This is a genomic window from Aliiglaciecola aliphaticivorans, from assembly GCF_054782055.1.
On record NZ_BAAGTF010000004.1, the window covers coordinates 106262 to 122338 of the forward strand.

General features: G+C 43.0%; 13 protein-coding genes. 8 read left to right on the plus strand and 5 right to left on the minus strand.

Annotation, left to right across the window (positions count from 1 at the left end; genetic code table 11):
* Positions 1-25: 25 nt before the first annotated feature.
* A complete protein-coding gene (locus tag ACYVIL_RS03065) occupies positions 26-844 on the minus strand; it encodes an aldo/keto reductase (RefSeq protein ID WP_460311512.1) in 819 nt (272 codons plus the stop codon).
* Between the two features lie 56 nt (positions 845-900).
* Positions 901-2481, minus strand: a complete 1581-nt coding sequence (locus tag ACYVIL_RS03070) for an FAD-binding oxidoreductase (RefSeq protein WP_460311513.1) — start codon at positions 2479-2481, stop codon at positions 901-903.
* Positions 2482-2789: 308 nt separating this feature from the next.
* Here ACYVIL_RS03070 and ACYVIL_RS03075 point away from each other — a divergent pair, with 308 nt between their 5' ends.
* The 8 genes from ACYVIL_RS03075 (at position 2790) to ACYVIL_RS03110 (ending at position 11911) form a co-directional block, all read left to right on the plus strand.
* A complete protein-coding gene (locus ACYVIL_RS03075; protein WP_460311514.1) occupies positions 2790-3734 on the plus strand; it encodes a hydroxymethylglutaryl-CoA lyase in 945 nt (314 codons plus the stop codon).
* A gap of 39 nt (positions 3735-3773) precedes the next feature.
* Positions 3774-4787, plus strand: coding sequence for a 2Fe-2S iron-sulfur cluster-binding protein (locus ACYVIL_RS03080; protein ID WP_460311515.1), 1014 nt, complete (start codon positions 3774-3776; stop codon positions 4785-4787).
* 322 nt (positions 4788-5109) lie between these two features.
* The gene (locus ACYVIL_RS03085; protein WP_460311516.1) at positions 5110-6936 is read left to right on the plus strand and encodes a TonB-dependent receptor; all 1827 of its coding nucleotides are present in this window, start codon (positions 5110-5112) and stop codon (positions 6934-6936) included.
* On the plus strand, positions 6937-7263 hold the full coding sequence (locus ACYVIL_RS03090; RefSeq protein WP_460311517.1) for a hypothetical protein: 327 nt from the start codon (positions 6937-6939) through the stop codon (positions 7261-7263).
* Positions 7264-7489: 226 nt separating this feature from the next.
* Complete coding sequence (locus ACYVIL_RS03095) at positions 7490-8683, plus strand: FAD-dependent oxidoreductase (RefSeq protein WP_303473048.1); 1194 nt, start codon at positions 7490-7492, stop codon at positions 8681-8683.
* 8 nt (positions 8684-8691) lie between these two features.
* Positions 8692-9438, plus strand: a complete 747-nt coding sequence (locus ACYVIL_RS03100; RefSeq protein WP_303473050.1) for a maleate cis-trans isomerase family protein — start codon at positions 8692-8694, stop codon at positions 9436-9438.
* Between the two features lies 1 nt (position 9439).
* Positions 9440-10354: a polysaccharide deacetylase family protein gene (locus ACYVIL_RS03105; RefSeq protein WP_303473052.1), complete on the plus strand. Its 915-nt coding sequence runs from the start codon at positions 9440-9442 to the stop codon at positions 10352-10354.
* A gap of 30 nt (positions 10355-10384) precedes the next feature.
* Positions 10385-11911, plus strand: coding sequence for an aldehyde dehydrogenase family protein (locus ACYVIL_RS03110; RefSeq protein ID WP_303473054.1), 1527 nt, complete (start codon positions 10385-10387; stop codon positions 11909-11911).
* 109 nt (positions 11912-12020) lie between these two features.
* Here the strand turns inward: ACYVIL_RS03110 and leuD are convergent, their stop codons facing one another.
* From leuD to ACYVIL_RS03125, 3 genes are all read right to left on the minus strand, one after another.
* Positions 12021-12662, minus strand: coding sequence for a 3-isopropylmalate dehydratase small subunit (gene leuD, locus ACYVIL_RS03115; protein ID WP_303473055.1), 642 nt, complete (start codon positions 12660-12662; stop codon positions 12021-12023).
* On the minus strand, positions 12662-14089 hold the full coding sequence (gene leuC, locus ACYVIL_RS03120; protein ID WP_303473057.1) for a 3-isopropylmalate dehydratase large subunit: 1428 nt from the start codon (positions 14087-14089) through the stop codon (positions 12662-12664). Before leuC ends, leuD begins: the two co-directional genes overlap by 1 nt.
* Positions 14090-14196: 107 nt before the next feature.
* Positions 14197-16065, minus strand: a complete 1869-nt coding sequence (locus ACYVIL_RS03125) for a hydantoinase B/oxoprolinase family protein (RefSeq protein WP_460311518.1) — start codon at positions 16063-16065, stop codon at positions 14197-14199.
* Between the last annotated feature and the right edge of the window lie 12 nt (positions 16066-16077).

A 16077-nucleotide genomic window follows, 5' to 3' on the forward strand; every position in this document is an offset into this window, starting at 1 on the left:
ATTGTGTTTTAGGTATCTATTTTTCTCAAACAAATTCGAGAGGGTCGGGTCCAAGTCGTTGATGCTTGTCTAACCCATCAATTAACGTCATTTCTTCAGGTGTTAAGGTAAAATCAAAAACTTGAATATTTTCTACAATACGAGATTTTGTCACTGATTTTGGTATCACTAAGGTGTTGTGTTGCAAGTGCCAGCGCAAAATGACTTGTGCTGGAGATTTTGCATATTTAGCGGCAATAGTGGTTACTTCTGGTTGCTCAAAAATACCTTTTCCACCTTGTGCTAACGGACTCCACGCTTGAACAAGAATACCTCTCTGTGTGCACCATTCAGACAGAGATTGTTGGCTAAACAGGGGGTGTTTTTCGATTTGATTAATAACAGGTGTCACACCGGTTTGTTGAATCAATGTATCGATATGTTCGGGTAAAAAGTTACTCACACCAATGGACTTAATCAAGCCACTTTGTTGCGCTTTGATCAATCCTTTCCAGGCGTTGGTGTATTGCCCTAAAGAAGGTGCAGGCCAATGAATTAAATAACAATCCAAATAATCAAGTTGCAAACGAGTCAAACTATCCTCTAGCGCTTGTTCAACGTTGCTTTGATCCGGATTCCAAAGTTTACTGGTGATGAACATTTCTTCTCTGGGTAAAGTACTCATCTTAAGCGCTTCACCCACACCCGTTTCATTCTCATAAACAGATGCTGTATCAATTAACCGATAACCAGCTTCGAAAGCCGTGGTAATTGCTTCGATAACTTGTTCATTCGTCGCTTGCCAAACACCTAAACCAAGTTTTGGTATTGACCTACCATCCAACATTTTAACACTATTTGTCATTCACGCTGCCCTTTTCAATGATTATGCCTTTACAACATACTGATGCATTTAGTCGTTTATAAACCTAAAGATCCAGGGTTAACAAGTCTGTTGGGATCAACAAGCTCTTTGATGCGTTTAATAAGATCTAAAGCGGTGGGCTTTATACCTTCTTTATATGCATAAGCTTTTCCAATCTGGAAATGTACGCCTCCCATTTCACTGAACTTAGCGGCAATTTCATTTTTAATGCGGGTTACTGTATCTCGTGCTTCGATGTTTTCGTCAAACTTTTTCAATTTATTATAATGCCCAGACTCTACGCTCTTTTCATGTAGTTCATTGAGACAGTCTTGCCAGAAGAATACCGGCTCCACTACGAATGCATTGGTAGAGATAACGGCAAATAAATAACCAACACCAATATTTAATCGTTCCATTTCTTTTTTGTGGCTATTAAAAATTGACTCAGCAGCGTTAAATGCGGGAATCACCTTTGAATGAGGGAATTGACCGTGAACCGGCACCCAACGCTCGCCTTGTGGGCCAACCATATTATTGACTGGGCCAAAAGGATTGGCCCGCAAAATCTTAGGTATTGTATTTTCTATTTCTTTACCATTGTTCTTTTTCACAATGGCTCGAATTTCTTCCAAGCATTGTTTAGCCCCGTGAGTTGAGCGTTCTTCAATAAATGCATGAATTGAAAAATCAACATCATCCATAAATCCACGACCAGCGAAGGCAATCTTTGAACCTTGTTTAATAGCTTGACCGATGGATCCTGCTGATTTCATGAAGCCAACTAAGGCTTTTGCATCTGAGGCTAAGCTTTCACGTTGCTTGCGCTGAGCTTGCAAGAAAGGATCGAATCCGAAACACTCCATGGCCAAGCCACGGCGAGAAATTTCACTCATGGTGCTCAATGCATCATCGGAAGTTTTGAAGTCCATAGAAATATATTCTCTGGCGGTCAATTCTGGCATTAGGCGAAATGTCGCTTGCGCTTTAAAGCCGAGTGCACCTGTGTCACCTACGAATAAACCTGTTAAATCAGGTCCAAAATGGCGGAAGAAGGGGGTTCCATTGACTTGCGCTGCTGCACCGGTTTCTAGTATGGAACCATCGGCAAGGACGACTTCCATACTCACTACTGAGTCGGCAATGGCACCAAACTGACCTGAACCCCAAAACATACCATTTTGTGATAAACCGCCACCCACAGTAGCGTATATACCCGACAAGGTTCCCCAGCAAGGAGTACGTAAGCCGGTATTCTTTAACGCTTCATAAAGTGCTTTCCAAGTGCAACCACATTGGACAGTGACGTACATGTCTTCTTTATTGATCTCGACCACTTTTGACATTCGGCTCATATCAATGATGATTGAGTTTTCATGTTGCGGTACATATCCACTCGTGTAAGACATACCTCCACCACGGGGAATGGTTATATAGTTGTGGGCGGTTGCATTTTTCACGACTTCAGATAACTCAAGGGTCGAACTTGGCTGAACAACGGCAAGGGCCGGTATATCTTTAGTAAAGACGTCTTGTGCATATAAGCTACATGAGTCGGCATCAGTTAAAACGTAGTCTTGACCAACTATGCCAGCCAACTTATCTAAAACAATCGATGCTTTACTTTTGGTATTCACACGCTCTCCATAAATATAATTGGTTACACTTCTATAGCAGTGTTTAGTGATGAGTTCGGTTCAATAATATACATAATTTTCAACCAACCGAATTACACAATATTTAATAATGTACTATTATTATAACATTGATGCAATAAGTCGTCAGGTGATTCCCTAAGATATGGGTGAATTTAGCTTCAATTTTCGATTAGATACGATTACAGACTCCAATTCAATTTGGCATTGCTATTGATTCTAGCTTGTTACTGTTGAAGTAAAAGATAGAATGATATATGGTTATATCTTTATTTGGTTGGTGGTAGTGAATGAAGTCAGAAATTGATGTTGAAATTAGTGAGGTTGGCCCACGAGATGGTCTGCAAAGTATTAAACCGATTATGTCAACGGCTGATAAAAAGCGTTGGATCAGTGCTTTGGCCGCTGCTGGACTTCCTGAAATTGAAGTGGGTTCCTTCGTTCCCGCCAGCGTTCTTCCGCAATTAGCTGATACCGCTGAAATAGTCGAATTTGCCCGTTCAATTCCTAATTTAAATGTCGCTGTACTTGTTCCTAATTTTAGAGGTGCTCAGAATGCTGTGAAAGCTGGCGCCCATAAAATTACCATTCCGCTTTCCGTTTCAGAGACCCATAGTTTAAAAAATGTGCGTCGCACACACGCTCAGGTAATTGAAGAAGTGGTTAAAATACGTGAGCTTATTGATCAGTCTGATAATCCCCATAGCATTATTTTAGAAGGGGGACTGTCTACCGCTTTTGGCTGCACCCTGGAAGGTAACGTACCTGAATCTAAAGTCTTCGAGATGGCGGATAAACTAATTGCAGCTGGCTGTGATGAAGTGGGCCTTTCTGACACCACAGGATTTGGCACGCCTACCCAAGTTAAACGGTTAACCCTAGGTATATGGGATTTAGTGGGTAAAGATAAACTTACCGGAATACATCTTCATAACACCCGTGGTCAGGGCCTGGCAAATGTAATGGCTGCATTGGAAGTCGGCCTCAAAACAATTGATTCGTCGATGGCTGGCATTGGTGGCTGTCCATTTGCACCTGGTGCATCAGGCAATATCATCACCGAAGATTTGGTGTTTTTACTAGAAGGTATGGGCCTAAAAACTGGGGTTAATTATCAACGTTTATTATTGGCTAGACAGATCCTGCGTGACAGCTTACCCGCTGAGGTAGAATTGTTTGGATTCACTCCAGATGCCGGTTTGCCGAAAGGTTTTCAAATGGCAACTGAGCAATGATAGCGGTTGCATAATGTGGTTTCTGAGCAAGTTTCATTCATGAAAATTAGCACTCAAAATGGTGTAGTCTTTCAGCAAAAAGACGGGCAGACCATTCTTGATGCCAGTATTGAAGCCGGCTATCCAATCAACCATAGCTGTCGTGCTGGTCGCTGTGGTTTTTGTAAAGTGAAGTTGCTAACAGGTCAATCTGAGAGTTATCGTTGCCAACAACTTTCACAACAAGAAATCGATGAGAATTGGATTTTAACTTGTTGCCACACTGCACTGACCGATGTGCACATTGATGCTGGCCAACTGCAACAAGTCTCCGTTCCTAAAGTTTGCTCCATACCATGTGCTATTGATTCTCTAGAGTGGTTAACTCCAGATGTTTTAGAAGTGACTTTGCAGTTACCGCTGATAGTCAAATTCTCCTACCTTGCCGGTCAGTATGTAGACTTATCTCAGGCGGGTGGGGTTTCAAGTCGATATTGTGTTACTGAACTAAATGGCAACACCCAACCACAAAAAATTGCATTGCATGTATTAGCAAATAATCAAGATCCTATGGACCTCTATTGGTTTAAACAGGCGAAAGTTGCAGATCTACTTAGTCTGGAAGGACCTAAAGGCGCGTTTTTCTTACGAAATGTCAGCCAGCGTGATGTGTTTTTTGTCATTTATGGCCGTAATGTTTCTCCCGTATTGTCAATGTTAGCAACCCTAGAGGCTTTGCCAAAAGCAATGCAAGCCGCCAGTGTTACTGTCATTTGGCAAGGTCAAGCTGCTGAAGATTTCTACCTGGATTTAACTAGCACCTATGGTGGATTTGAAGTGATTCAAACCTTGCCACCTGGCTGTGCAAATTTATCGGAAGAAGTTACAGAAGCACTCGATATTATTTTGAATATGCGCCCGGAACTTCGCAATGTGGTGGTGTACGCAACGGGTCCTGTGCTTTTGTTAGAACGATTACAATTAACACTATTACAGAACAAGCTCAATCCTCAAGATTACTATTCCCAAGGAAGTTTTGATACCTCTGGTATGGGAGTTAACCGTGCTTGCTGAATCCGTTGCAGTTAAAAAATTACATGGCGCAATTTTGTTACCGATGTATGTAGAGACCCCATTAAAAAGTCACGAATTTAGTGAGTAGACATTGATAAATGTCATAGTGAAGTGAGCTGGATAAGGATAGATTTAACTGGCGGACGACGCATAAATATAGCTTCGAACGTTTAAAAAGTCACGTTAAATCATGTAGTTAGAGGGATTTTGTTAATTTGAATTTTGCTTAAAGTTTAAACATTAGAATGACATGATTTTCAACCAACCAAGTAAAAACTAGCACTATAAAAAAAATTATAACAAATAGGTCGGAGAAAAAAGTATGAAAAAAGCTGAAATAAAACTTTATGCAAGTTTAGCGGCAGGTTCCTTGCTTGCTACATCAGGTACAACCTTAGCTCAACAGACATCTGCAGATGATTTGGCTATTGAGAAAATAACGGTTACTGCCCAGCGCAAAGCTGAAAATATTCAAAACTCACCGGTTTCTATTTCTGCTCTTGGTCCAGAAGACATTGAGAGAATGCAGATTGATAATACCAAGGACCTAAGCCAAGTTATGCCAAATGTCATGATTAAAGGTGTAACAGGGGGAAGTGCTGGAATTACTCCATTTATTCGTGGTGGAGGGGTGACTGATGGGGCGCTTATTACCTCAGAACCCGAAGTTGGAATTTACGTTGATGATGTCTATCAACCTCGTTTAGCTGCTTCATTTATTGAATCCTTAGACCTCGAGCGAATAGAAGTATTGCGGGGTCCTCAAGGTACCCTGTATGGCCGAAATAGTTCTGCTGGTGCCCTGAAAATTATTTCCCGCGTACCCGATGAGTTGTTTCGATTTAAAAATGAATTTGGAATAGGTAGTTGGAACGAAATATACGATAAATTTACCGTGAGCGGCCCACTAAATGACGACGAAAGCTTGCGAGGCGGCATCACCGGGATGATCCGTACACGTGATGGTGGCCGTCAATATAATGCTTCTTTAGACAAAGAAGTTGGCGCAGAAGACTATTCAGGTTTTCAAAGCGATTTGTTTTATGAGGGTGATACTTTCACGGCGCGCTGGAAGTTGTTTTACACCGATTATGAAAGTGATGGGCTTTATGCATCGGCACTTGATCCTCTGCAATTAGATAACGAATACGATGAAATACCCTTTACTTCAGGTGAATTTGATACAGTCTTATCTCCTTTTGAATCTTTCACTGACGATAAGCAATACGGCTCAAGTTTACACCTGACTAAAGAGATAAATGAGTCCATGAGGCTGTTGTCTATTACTTCTTGGTCAAAATTAAAGAATGACTGGTCAACGGGCTTTAGTGGTGGTGTGGATTACGCTTTGCTAGGGGTTCCCGTTGATGGTTACGCAGAACTCTTTACCCGCATCTCAACAAGTGACCAAAAAAGCTTTAGTCAAGAGGTGCAATTGCAGGGTGAAGCCTATGACAACAAAGTTAGCTATATAGCAGGCTTGTATTATTTCACTGAATCTGGCGAGCAAATAGTCAATTCTGAAGTATTTTTTGCACCTTCCTATGGTGCTTTTGATATTGATACTAAGAGTTATGCTGCCTTTGGTCAGGTCAATATCGGCCTTACGGATAAGTTGGGACTCACCCTTGGGGCTCGCTATACTCGGGATGATAAAGAACTCGATGCCACTTTAGAAACGGCTCCTGTAGCACGCCAAGACACCTTTAAAAAATTCACACCAAAAATTGCCTTTAATTACCAGGCGAATGATGACTTGCTTTTATACACTAGCTTTACCGAAGGCTTTAAAGCGGGTGGTTATAATAGTTTGGCATCCAATGCTGAAGGCTTAAATACACCGTTTGATATGCAGGTGATGGACGCCTATGAAGCGGGTATGAAAAGTGAGTGGTTAAATAACCGTTTACGAATCAATGTTGCGGGATTCTTCAATGAATACTCAAGTTTACAACAACAATCTGTGGACGAAGTAGGTTCTTTCGTTACTGAAAACTATGATGCTGAGCACACTGGTCTGGAAGTTGAACTCTATGTGCGTTTAACCTCCAATTTAAATTTCTGGGCTAACGGTGTTTCTCAGGATAGCGAATATACGTCGGTAAACGTTAATGGTGTTGCTACAAACGGTGGTTTAGTCGGAAATTAAATGACCAACGTATTTGAGTTCCAATATGCCATGGGTCTGGATTATACAAAAGACATTGGTGATGGCACCTTGATGATGGGGACCAACCTTAACCATCGCGATGACTACTATTCAACTGCAGACAATTCTGAAATCGGCCATATCGAGCCAGTCACATTAATTGATGCCTATTTGGCCTATGCCTACGACGGTTGGAAAGTCACTTTATCAGGTAAAAATCTAGGTAATGAAAAATACGCCTTTACTGGTTTTGGATTTAGTTTATTGCAACCGCGTTTTATGGCTGACCCAATGACTTGGCGACTTAGTGTGTCTTACGAATTGTAAACCCAGTTCAGCGAAGGATGATTTTGCTAGTTAAAAGACTGCAAGATATGTGACACGCAAAATGGGAACAAAGAGTGGTAACACTCAAGTTCCCATTCATCAATATTGGTCTGATTTGAGCTGCAAATAAAGAGCAATTTTGCTTTGAGTTAACCTATGAATGTTAGCTATAAAAGCGATTAATAGAAAAAGTGAACACTCACTTATTATAAGAGGTTAAGTAACTATGAAATCAACACAAATCATTGTGGCAGGTGCAGGACCAGTGGGAACCGTTACTGCTTATCGACTTGCAAGTATGGGGTTTGATGTAATGTTATGTGAAGCGGGTCCAAATTGCGCAGTTGATTTGCGTGCTTCAACATTTCATCCACCAACATTAGAAATGCTCGATGAATTAGGGATGGCGGATGAATTAATTGAACGTGGTTTAAAAGCGCCAATTTATCATTTTCGCGAACGTGCTACTGGCGAAGTTGTCGAGTTCGATTTATCTGAATTAGAGGGCAAAGAGAAGTTTCCTTATCGCTTACAATGCGAGCAGCATGTGTTAGCCAGCATGGTTGCTGAAAAATTAGATAAACATCCAAAAGCAGAGGTGAAATTTAGTCACCGAGTAGTCCATTTTGAGCAAACCGAAGATGGCGTTGAAGTCGCTTTAGAGGGGCCTTTTGCCATCGAAAAAGTGAAAGCTAAATATTTGGTTGCAGCAGACGGTGGTAATTCCATTATTCGTAAATGGTTAGGGGTTGAATTTGAAGGCTTCACTTATCCTGAGAAGTTCCTAACTTTATCTACTAAAGTTGAGCTAAAAGACTACATCGACAACCTTGCATACGTGAGTTATGTCTCTGATCCTAAAGAATGGATGGTGCTTCTTCGTGTGCCAAGTGTATGGCGAATTTTGGTACCTGCGAGTGAAGATCAACCAGACGATTACTTACTTTCAGACGAAAAGAAAAACCAAGTTTTCCGTGATCTTATTGGCCGTGAAGATGTGGAAACTGAACACCGAACGATTTATCGGGTACATCAGCGCGTTGCCAAGAAATTTAATCATGGTCGAGTTTGTTTAGTGGGTGACGCTTGTCACATGAATAACCCATTAGGTGGCTTTGGCATGAACAGCGGTATTCATGACGGTTGGAATTTAGCAGATAAAATTAAGTTAAACCTTACCGAAGGTCACGATGACGCTAATTTTGAATTGTATGACGCCCAACGTCGTCCAGTTACCCATAGTTTTATTCAGGCGCAAACCATGCAGAACAAAAAGTTGTTAGAGCATAGCCCTGAAGAAAACCATGCTATGCGTTTACAAGAAATGCACGATATCTGTAATGATGACGAAAAACGTTTAGCTTTCCTTAGACGACAAGCCATGTTTACCAGCCTTGAAGAAGCAAACAAAATCAAATAGGAATAATTATGAAAGACGCACTCGGATATCGAGCTAAATTTGGTGTGTTAGGTCCATCAACTAATACTATTGTACAACCTGAATTTGATGATATGCGCCCAGCAGGAGTGACAAATCATTACAGTCGTATCGTGATTGAAAACGCCAATGCGGTCTCTAATGAGAGTTTTATGGCGGGCACAAATTTAATCGACCAGGGTACAGAAGAAGCTGTAAGAGGCGTACTTACCTGTGCCCCTGACTACCTTGTAATGGGAATGTCGGCTGTAACATTTTACGGCGGAGCGAAAGGCGCAGAGGCTTGGAAAAATCGTATCGAATCTTTCTCGGGCTTAAGAATATCTATGGGCTCTGAGTCAGTTGTTGCTGCTATGCAAGCAATTGGTGGGATTAAAAAAGTTGCCTTTTTATCGCCATACTTCCCCGTTGCAAATAAAGAGGTAGCAAATTACCTGAGTGATCATGGATTCGAAACGGTACGTGATATCCCATTAGAAAGACCTAGCTGGTTGAGCATTGCGGAAACTCCGTTTTCATTAACCCGGGAAACTGTGGCAAAACTAAATGGGGATGACGTAGACGCTATTGTGCAAGTTGGAACCAATTTATGTATGGCCAGTCTTGCTCCTAAATTAGAGCTTGAGCTCGGTAAACCTGTTATTGCAATTAATACTGCTACTTATTGGCATGCACTACGCACCTTCGGGATCACGGATAAAGTGACTGGTTTTGGTCGCTTGTTAGAGGAATTTTAAGATGGAATATAATTACGTCCCCATTAGTGAACGTGGCCAATTGAAATGGCCAGATGGTAAAAAAGTCGCGTTAATCCTAACCTTTAATCTTGAAACTTGGGATTTAACCAAAGACACTGATGAGCCATATTATGCGGGTGGCCCTGCAGTATTACCCGACATCCTTCCCGGTAACACCCCAGACTTCCCCAATTATACGTGGCGCGAATACGGTCAACGAGTAGGTATCTGGCGTTTATACGAATTATTTGATGAGTTAAAGGTAAAAGCTAGTTGCACGACTAACGCGGTTACGTTTGAGCGTCGTGGGGCTATGGTACAAGCCTGCCTGGACCGCGGATGGGAACTGATTACCCACAATTACGAACAAGGCGAACTGCTGACTAACTTCGCCCATGAACCCGAAAAAGAACAAGAAGTGATTTCCCGTTCAATCAGTATGTTTGAAGAGTATGTAGGACGTCGTCCTGTTGGATGGTTGTCATCATCTCTACGGGGTACACTTAATACGCCGGCGATACTCGCTAAAGAAGGTTATAAGTTCTATTGCGACATTATGAATGATGATCAACCCTTCATGATCCGCACAGATAATGGGCCTATAGTGTCGGTGCCTTATTCAAATGAAATCAACGATTTTACTATCATCACCCGACGTGGCCACACCACTGATGAATACCGAGATATTTTAATTGAAGAGTTGAATGTATTGTATAAAGAAGGTGCGACTCAGGCGCGTATTATGAACGTAGGCTTACATCCACATGTTACAGGACGAGCCTATCGCATTAGAGCTATCCGTGAGTTTATAGAATACGCAAAAACCTTACCTGATGTGTGGTGGACTACGCGAGAAGAGATTGCTGATTGGTACTTAGAACATCAGCAAGCCCATCATATTCCTGGCCAAATATAAGTCGATTTGACATCGAATAAGGAGCCTTTTATGACTACTGCAACATTAAACGACGACGTGATTCCAGAGCCGCAAACCCAAGCTGTTCGCGATTTGCTTGCGACAACACCGGATAAACAACTGTTCATTAACGGTGAGTATTGCGCTCCCAAAAGTGGCCAGTATTTAGAAACCAGCGACCCTGCTACAGGTAAGGTGATCGCGCGTATCGCCAATGCAAATCAGGCTGATGTGGATCATGCCGTCGCCGCAGCGCAACAAGCATTAAAAGGTCCTTGGGCAACCATGACACCCATGGAACGGAGTATGATTTTAAATCGTATTGCGGATCTGGTTGATCAACATATGGATGAATTGTGCGAATTAGAAGTACTTGACCAAGGTAAACCTTGGTTTGTAGCTCGTTGGGCAGAAGTGCCTGCAGTTGCTGGACAGTTTCGATTTTTCGCCGGACAAGCACTTACCTTAGACGGCAATACGTTAAATCCGTCAGTTAATTATCAACCTGAAGGTAAACAAGTTCATGCTTGGACCGTTCGTGAACCTGTCGGTGTGGTTGCTGCAATCACGCCATGGAATTCACCCTTAATTCTAACTGCCATGAAGCTAGCACCTGCCCTTGCTGCAGGCTGTACCATTGTACATAAACCCGCTGAATTAACCTCCCTAACTGCGTTGCGTTTAGCTGAGTTAATTACCGAAGCGGGCGTACCGCCAGGTGTGATGAACGTAGTAACAGGGGATGGCGCTCAGTGCGGAAGCGTACTAGCTAGCCATTCAGGTGTTGATAAAGTGGCGTTTACAGGTTCAACGACCACAGGTCGTGCAATTGTTGAAGCCAGTAAACAAAACCTAACCCGTGTCACTTTGGAGCTGGGGGGAAAGTCGCCCGCCATAGTGCTACCAGATGCTGACTTAGATCTAGCTATCCCGGGAATTGCCAATGGTATCTTTTTCAATGGTGGCCAGGTATGCGTAGCCAATTCCCGTACCTATATTCACCGCTCTATTTTTGACCAAGTGGTTGAGGGTATTGCAGCGTATGGTGCTGGATTGAAAGTGGGTCATGGTTTAAACCAAGAAACCCAAATGGGACCGGTTGTGTCATCCCAGCAAGGGGAGAAAATTGAACAGTACATTCAAGGTGCGAAGGCTGAAGGTGCCACTATTCTAACCGGTGGGGAACGTTTTGGTCGTGCAGGTACTTTTATTCAACCCACAGTAGTAACAGGTACGAAAACCACCAGTCCCATCCATTGCCAGGAAGTTTTTGGACCTGTGCTAGTGGCAGAACCGTATGACGATATTAATGAAGCGTTGCAATGGAGTAACGATAACGAATATGGTTTGGCGGCCAGTGTTTGGACGCAAGATTTATCCAGTGCTCATCGATTGTCTCGACAAATTGAAGCTGGCACTGTGTGGATTAATACCCATTCCATGTTTGACCCTGCCATGCCCATTGGTGGCATGAAGAGTTCTGGTTATGGCCGTGACAGTGGAAAGCAAGCGATGGATAACTATCTTGAATGGAAAACCATCTGCGCAGTGTTGTAGCGCTATTTAGAGCCGCTGGGCTAATAAAAAACGGATATTGAATAGTCAATATCCGTTTTTTTTTGCTTGCCTTAACCTCATATTTTGTGGCTAAGGCAGTAATTGCAGTTTACTGGCTGAACAACCACTCTTCGGAGGATTTCAAGTTGTTTTCAAAATCTTGAATGGCCGCTGTTTGTAATAAAGTAATTGAAATCTCATCATGACCTTGCAACAAATTTTGGCGTCTCGATTCATCTACTGTAAATGACCAACTTTGTTCATTTCCATAGCTAACTTTACAATTCTCTAAATCAACAGTCAGCTGAATACTTTCATGTTGGGCCGTTAACTTGAATAAGCTATCCACCACATTGGCCGGCAATACAACGGGTAAAACACCGTTTTTGAAGCAGTTGTTGTAAAATATATCCGCAAAGCTAGGGGCAATGACTACCCTAATCCCATAACCCTTTAACGCCCAAACAGCGTGTTCTCTGCTCGAACCACAGCCAAAGTTCTCACGGGCAAGTAATATATTGGCATTTTCAAATTGGGGTTTGTTTAGCACAAAGTCTGGGTTAATTTTGCGGGTTGTGCAGTCTGTTCTAACATCACCCGGATCCAAATAACGCAAGTCATCAAATAGCCAATCGCCAAAGCCAAATTTGCTTATGGATTTCAAATATTGTTTTGGCAAAATCGCATCAGTATCAACGTTACTACGATCAAAAGGTAACACTTTTCCAGTGTGAGATAAGAATTTTTTCATTACAGAACTCCGTCTTGAGTGATATCGACAAAGTGACCAGCAATGGCGGCAGCGGCTGCCATTGAAGGACTGACTAGATGAGTACGTCCACCACTACCTTGGCGGCCTTCAAAATTACGATTGGAGGTGGAAGCACAGTGTTCACCTGACATTAAACGGTCGGCGTTCATTGCTAAGCACATGGAACAGCCGGGTTCCCGCCACTCGAAACCTGCATCTAAAATAATCTTATCCAGACCCTCATCTTCAGCTTGTTGTTTCACTAAACCTGATCCGGGTACCACTAATGCTTGTTTGATTGTTTTAGCTACTGTTTTGCCTTCTACCATTTGTGCAACGGCGCGAATGTCTTCGATGCGGGAGTTGGTGCAAGAGCCAATGAACACCCGATCTAGGGTGACATCTGTGATGGCTTGACCAGCGGTTAAACCCATGTAGTTAAGGGCTTTTTGATAATCTTCTGATTTTTGTTCAAATAATGCCGGGTTTGGAATGAGTTTATCCACTGACATCACCATCTCTGGCGACGTGCCCCAACTCACTTGTGGTTTGATATCTTCTGCTCTAAATTGATACTGCAGATCGAACTGGGCTCCCTGATCACTATGCAGGTCCTTCCACATGGCAGTCGCTTTGTCCCATAACGCGTTTTTAGGAGCGAAAGGACGACCCTTAATATAATCTTCAGTTACTTGATCATAGGCTACTAGTCCCGCTCGCGCGCCCGCTTCAATGGCCATGTTACAGACTGTCATACGACCTTCCATAGTCAATCCGCGAATAGTTGAACCGGCAAACTCAATGGTGCAGCCAGTACCCGCAGCAGTGCCAATTTGGCCAATTACGTAAAGGACGACATCTTTGGCTGTCACCCCTGGGTGCAACTCACCGTTTACTTCAATCAGCATGTTTTTTGCTTTACGTTGCAGTAAACATTGGGTGGCTAATACGTGTTCAACTTCTGAGGTACCTATGCCAACGCCTAAGGCTGCAAATGCACCATGGGTGGCAGTATGTGAATCACCGCAGACGATGGTCATGCCTGGTAAGGTGAGACCTTGTTCGGGAGAGATAACATGTACGATCCCCTGACGTTTATCCTTCAGATCAAATTGACGAATATTAAAGTCATGGCAGTTATCATCGAGAGTTTTCACTTGAATTCGCGATATATCATCAGCGATCCCTTCTATGCCTGACTCGCGGTCGGTGGTAGGGACATTGTGATCTGGCGTGGCGATAACTGAATCGCGGCGCCAAGGTTGTCGATTTGCCGCGCGTAAACCTTCAAAGGCTTGTGCTGATGACACTTCATGGACAATGTGTCGGTCGATATATATTAACGACATTCCATCTTCCGATGTACTGATACAACGGCGTTCCCAGAGTTTGTCGTAAAGGGTTTTAGGGCTATTTTGAGTAACCATGTAATCTGTTCTCCAAATTTCGTGTTTTGGTTATAATTCAGATACATGCCTGAAATGTACCGCCAGCTATAAGCTGGCGGCGTATCTGAATTTAAACTGTTGTTAGGTTAATTCTTCATTTGTTGAAATGATGGTGTTATGGGGGCTGGAAGATGAGTTTCTTGTAAGCAACGGGCTTTAATTTCTTCGATACTGCCACCATGGTTGAACAGCGGAATTTCCCCACGCTGATCACGAAGTTTACTTCTAAGTGCACTAGTCCCTTGTTCATCAATTTGGTTATGGCTGATCACAACGCCATAACGTAGTGCACCTTCAACCGTAACTAAATCGCGGTTTACATCATCAAGGACCTTTTGTGGATCACGGGCGTAAGGGTCTCCCCAGCCGCCGCCACCCCAAGTGTTGAAGTGCAATACATCACCAGCTTTCACTTTAATGTTTTCACATTTCGCTGGCAGCCACTCTTCACTACCGTCAACGCGAACAATACGTTTAGTAGAGCGCATCCCTGGCTCGCCACCGTTTACTCCCCAGGGATGGACCAACCAACGGTCATCATGGATAGCGATTTGCCCATCGCATAAAAAGCGGTAAGCTACCGTTAAACCGTTGCCGCCGCGGTTCAATCCAGCTCCCCCTGAATCGGCGATGGTCTCGTATTTTTCAATACGCATGGGAAAGTAAGATTCAATAAATTCATTAGGAACATTGGTGAATCCTGGCCACAATGAGTGCCCATCGGGTCCGTCTCCAACGGGGCGCCCTGGTATACCACCAAAACCAATTTGAAATAACTGGAACCATTCATCTTGGTCGTCATAACCCGAATAAAATAAATGGGGAGAGTCTGAGAAACCGGCAGCATTTAGCAGCTCTTGTGGGGCTCCCATACCCAATAAAGCGCCAAGAATATCAAAAATACGACCTAGAGCATGGGTTCGACCTGAAAGAGCCGCAGGATATTTAGGTTTCAGTAAGGTGCCTTCTGGGATCCGAACATCCACTAAATCGTAGAATCCATCGTTGAAAATAATTTGTGGATCGACAACGTTAATGGTGAATGAACCAAAAAACATTTTGAACATTTCTTCATTCAAATAGAAGTTTACTGAACTTTGCGCTTGGGGATCAGTACCAGCAAAGTCGAAAATGACTTTCTCGCCTTCACGCCACATTTTACAGTTAATTTTGTACGGTCCCATTCCCATGCCGTCATCACATAAATAATCGGCAAACTCGCGTGGCTCCTCGGGTATAAACATCTTAATAATTTGACCCATTGCCATCTTATTGCGTTCAAGCATGATCTGCATTGTGGAATCAAAGATGTCATCGCTGAATCGTTCGGCTAATTCGTTACAACGCTTGGATGCCGTTTTGCAGGCGGCAACCAGGGCATTTAAGTCGAAACGGTTCCATTGTGGCGTGCGTACGTTGTGTAAAATAAGCTCTAAGATTTCCTCTTGTAGCACCCCTTTTTTATATAGTTTAACCGGCGGGATACGCACCCCTTCTTGGAATATTGAGGTGGCTTCAATTGGCATTGAGCCGGGTACCATACCGCCATTATCTGACATGTGTCCAAACATCGCTGCCCAAGCTATGTGACGCCCCTCTTTAAACACTGGCACTAAAACCAACCAGTCATTTAAGTGGGAAACAGCGGCATTACACATGTAAGGGTCATTGGTTAAAATAATATCGCCTTCTTCCAGCGTTCCGTCGTAGGCATCGGTAAAACCCGTAATAAATGAGCCCATTTGGCCGACTACCATTTTACCTTCGCGATTTGCTATTAGGGGAAAACAGTCTCCTTGTTCTCGTATTCCCGGCGACATGGCGGTTCTAAACAAAACCGCATCCATTTCTTCGCGGGCATTTCGTAAGGCATTTTCAATAATATCGACAATTACACCGTCAACATCAACTCGTTGTAACGGGGTTTTGTTGGTTTCTAAAATAATTGCGCTCATAAGAATATTCCC

What these genes read in the sequence shown, in the direction of transcription:
- ACYVIL_RS03065 (WP_460311512.1), bottom strand. Translation starts at nt 844, where the DNA reads ATGACAAATAGTGTTAAAATGTTGGATGGTAGGTCAATACCAAAACTT.
- leuD (WP_303473055.1), bottom strand. Translation starts at nt 12,662, where the DNA reads ATGAAAAAATTCTTATCTCACACTGGAAAAGTGTTACCTTTTGATCGT.
- ACYVIL_RS03095 (WP_303473048.1), top strand. Translation starts at nt 7,490, where the DNA reads ATGAAATCAACACAAATCATTGTGGCAGGTGCAGGACCAGTGGGAACC.
- ACYVIL_RS03085 (WP_460311516.1), top strand. Translation starts at nt 5,110, where the DNA reads ATGAAAAAAGCTGAAATAAAACTTTATGCAAGTTTAGCGGCAGGTTCC.
- ACYVIL_RS03075 (WP_460311514.1), top strand. Translation starts at nt 2,790, where the DNA reads ATGAAGTCAGAAATTGATGTTGAAATTAGTGAGGTTGGCCCACGAGAT.
- ACYVIL_RS03080 (WP_460311515.1), top strand. Translation starts at nt 3,774, where the DNA reads ATGAAAATTAGCACTCAAAATGGTGTAGTCTTTCAGCAAAAAGACGGG.
- ACYVIL_RS03100 (WP_303473050.1), top strand. Translation starts at nt 8,692, where the DNA reads ATGAAAGACGCACTCGGATATCGAGCTAAATTTGGTGTGTTAGGTCCA.
- ACYVIL_RS03110 (WP_303473054.1), top strand. Translation starts at nt 10,385, where the DNA reads ATGACTACTGCAACATTAAACGACGACGTGATTCCAGAGCCGCAAACC.
- leuC (WP_303473057.1), bottom strand. Translation starts at nt 14,089, where the DNA reads ATGGTTACTCAAAATAGCCCTAAAACCCTTTACGACAAACTCTGGGAA.
- ACYVIL_RS03105 (WP_303473052.1), top strand. Translation starts at nt 9,440, where the DNA reads ATGGAATATAATTACGTCCCCATTAGTGAACGTGGCCAATTGAAATGG.
- ACYVIL_RS03125 (WP_460311518.1), bottom strand. Translation starts at nt 16,065, where the DNA reads ATGAGCGCAATTATTTTAGAAACCAACAAAACCCCGTTACAACGAGTT.
- ACYVIL_RS03090 (WP_460311517.1), top strand. Translation starts at nt 6,937, where the DNA reads ATGACCAACGTATTTGAGTTCCAATATGCCATGGGTCTGGATTATACA.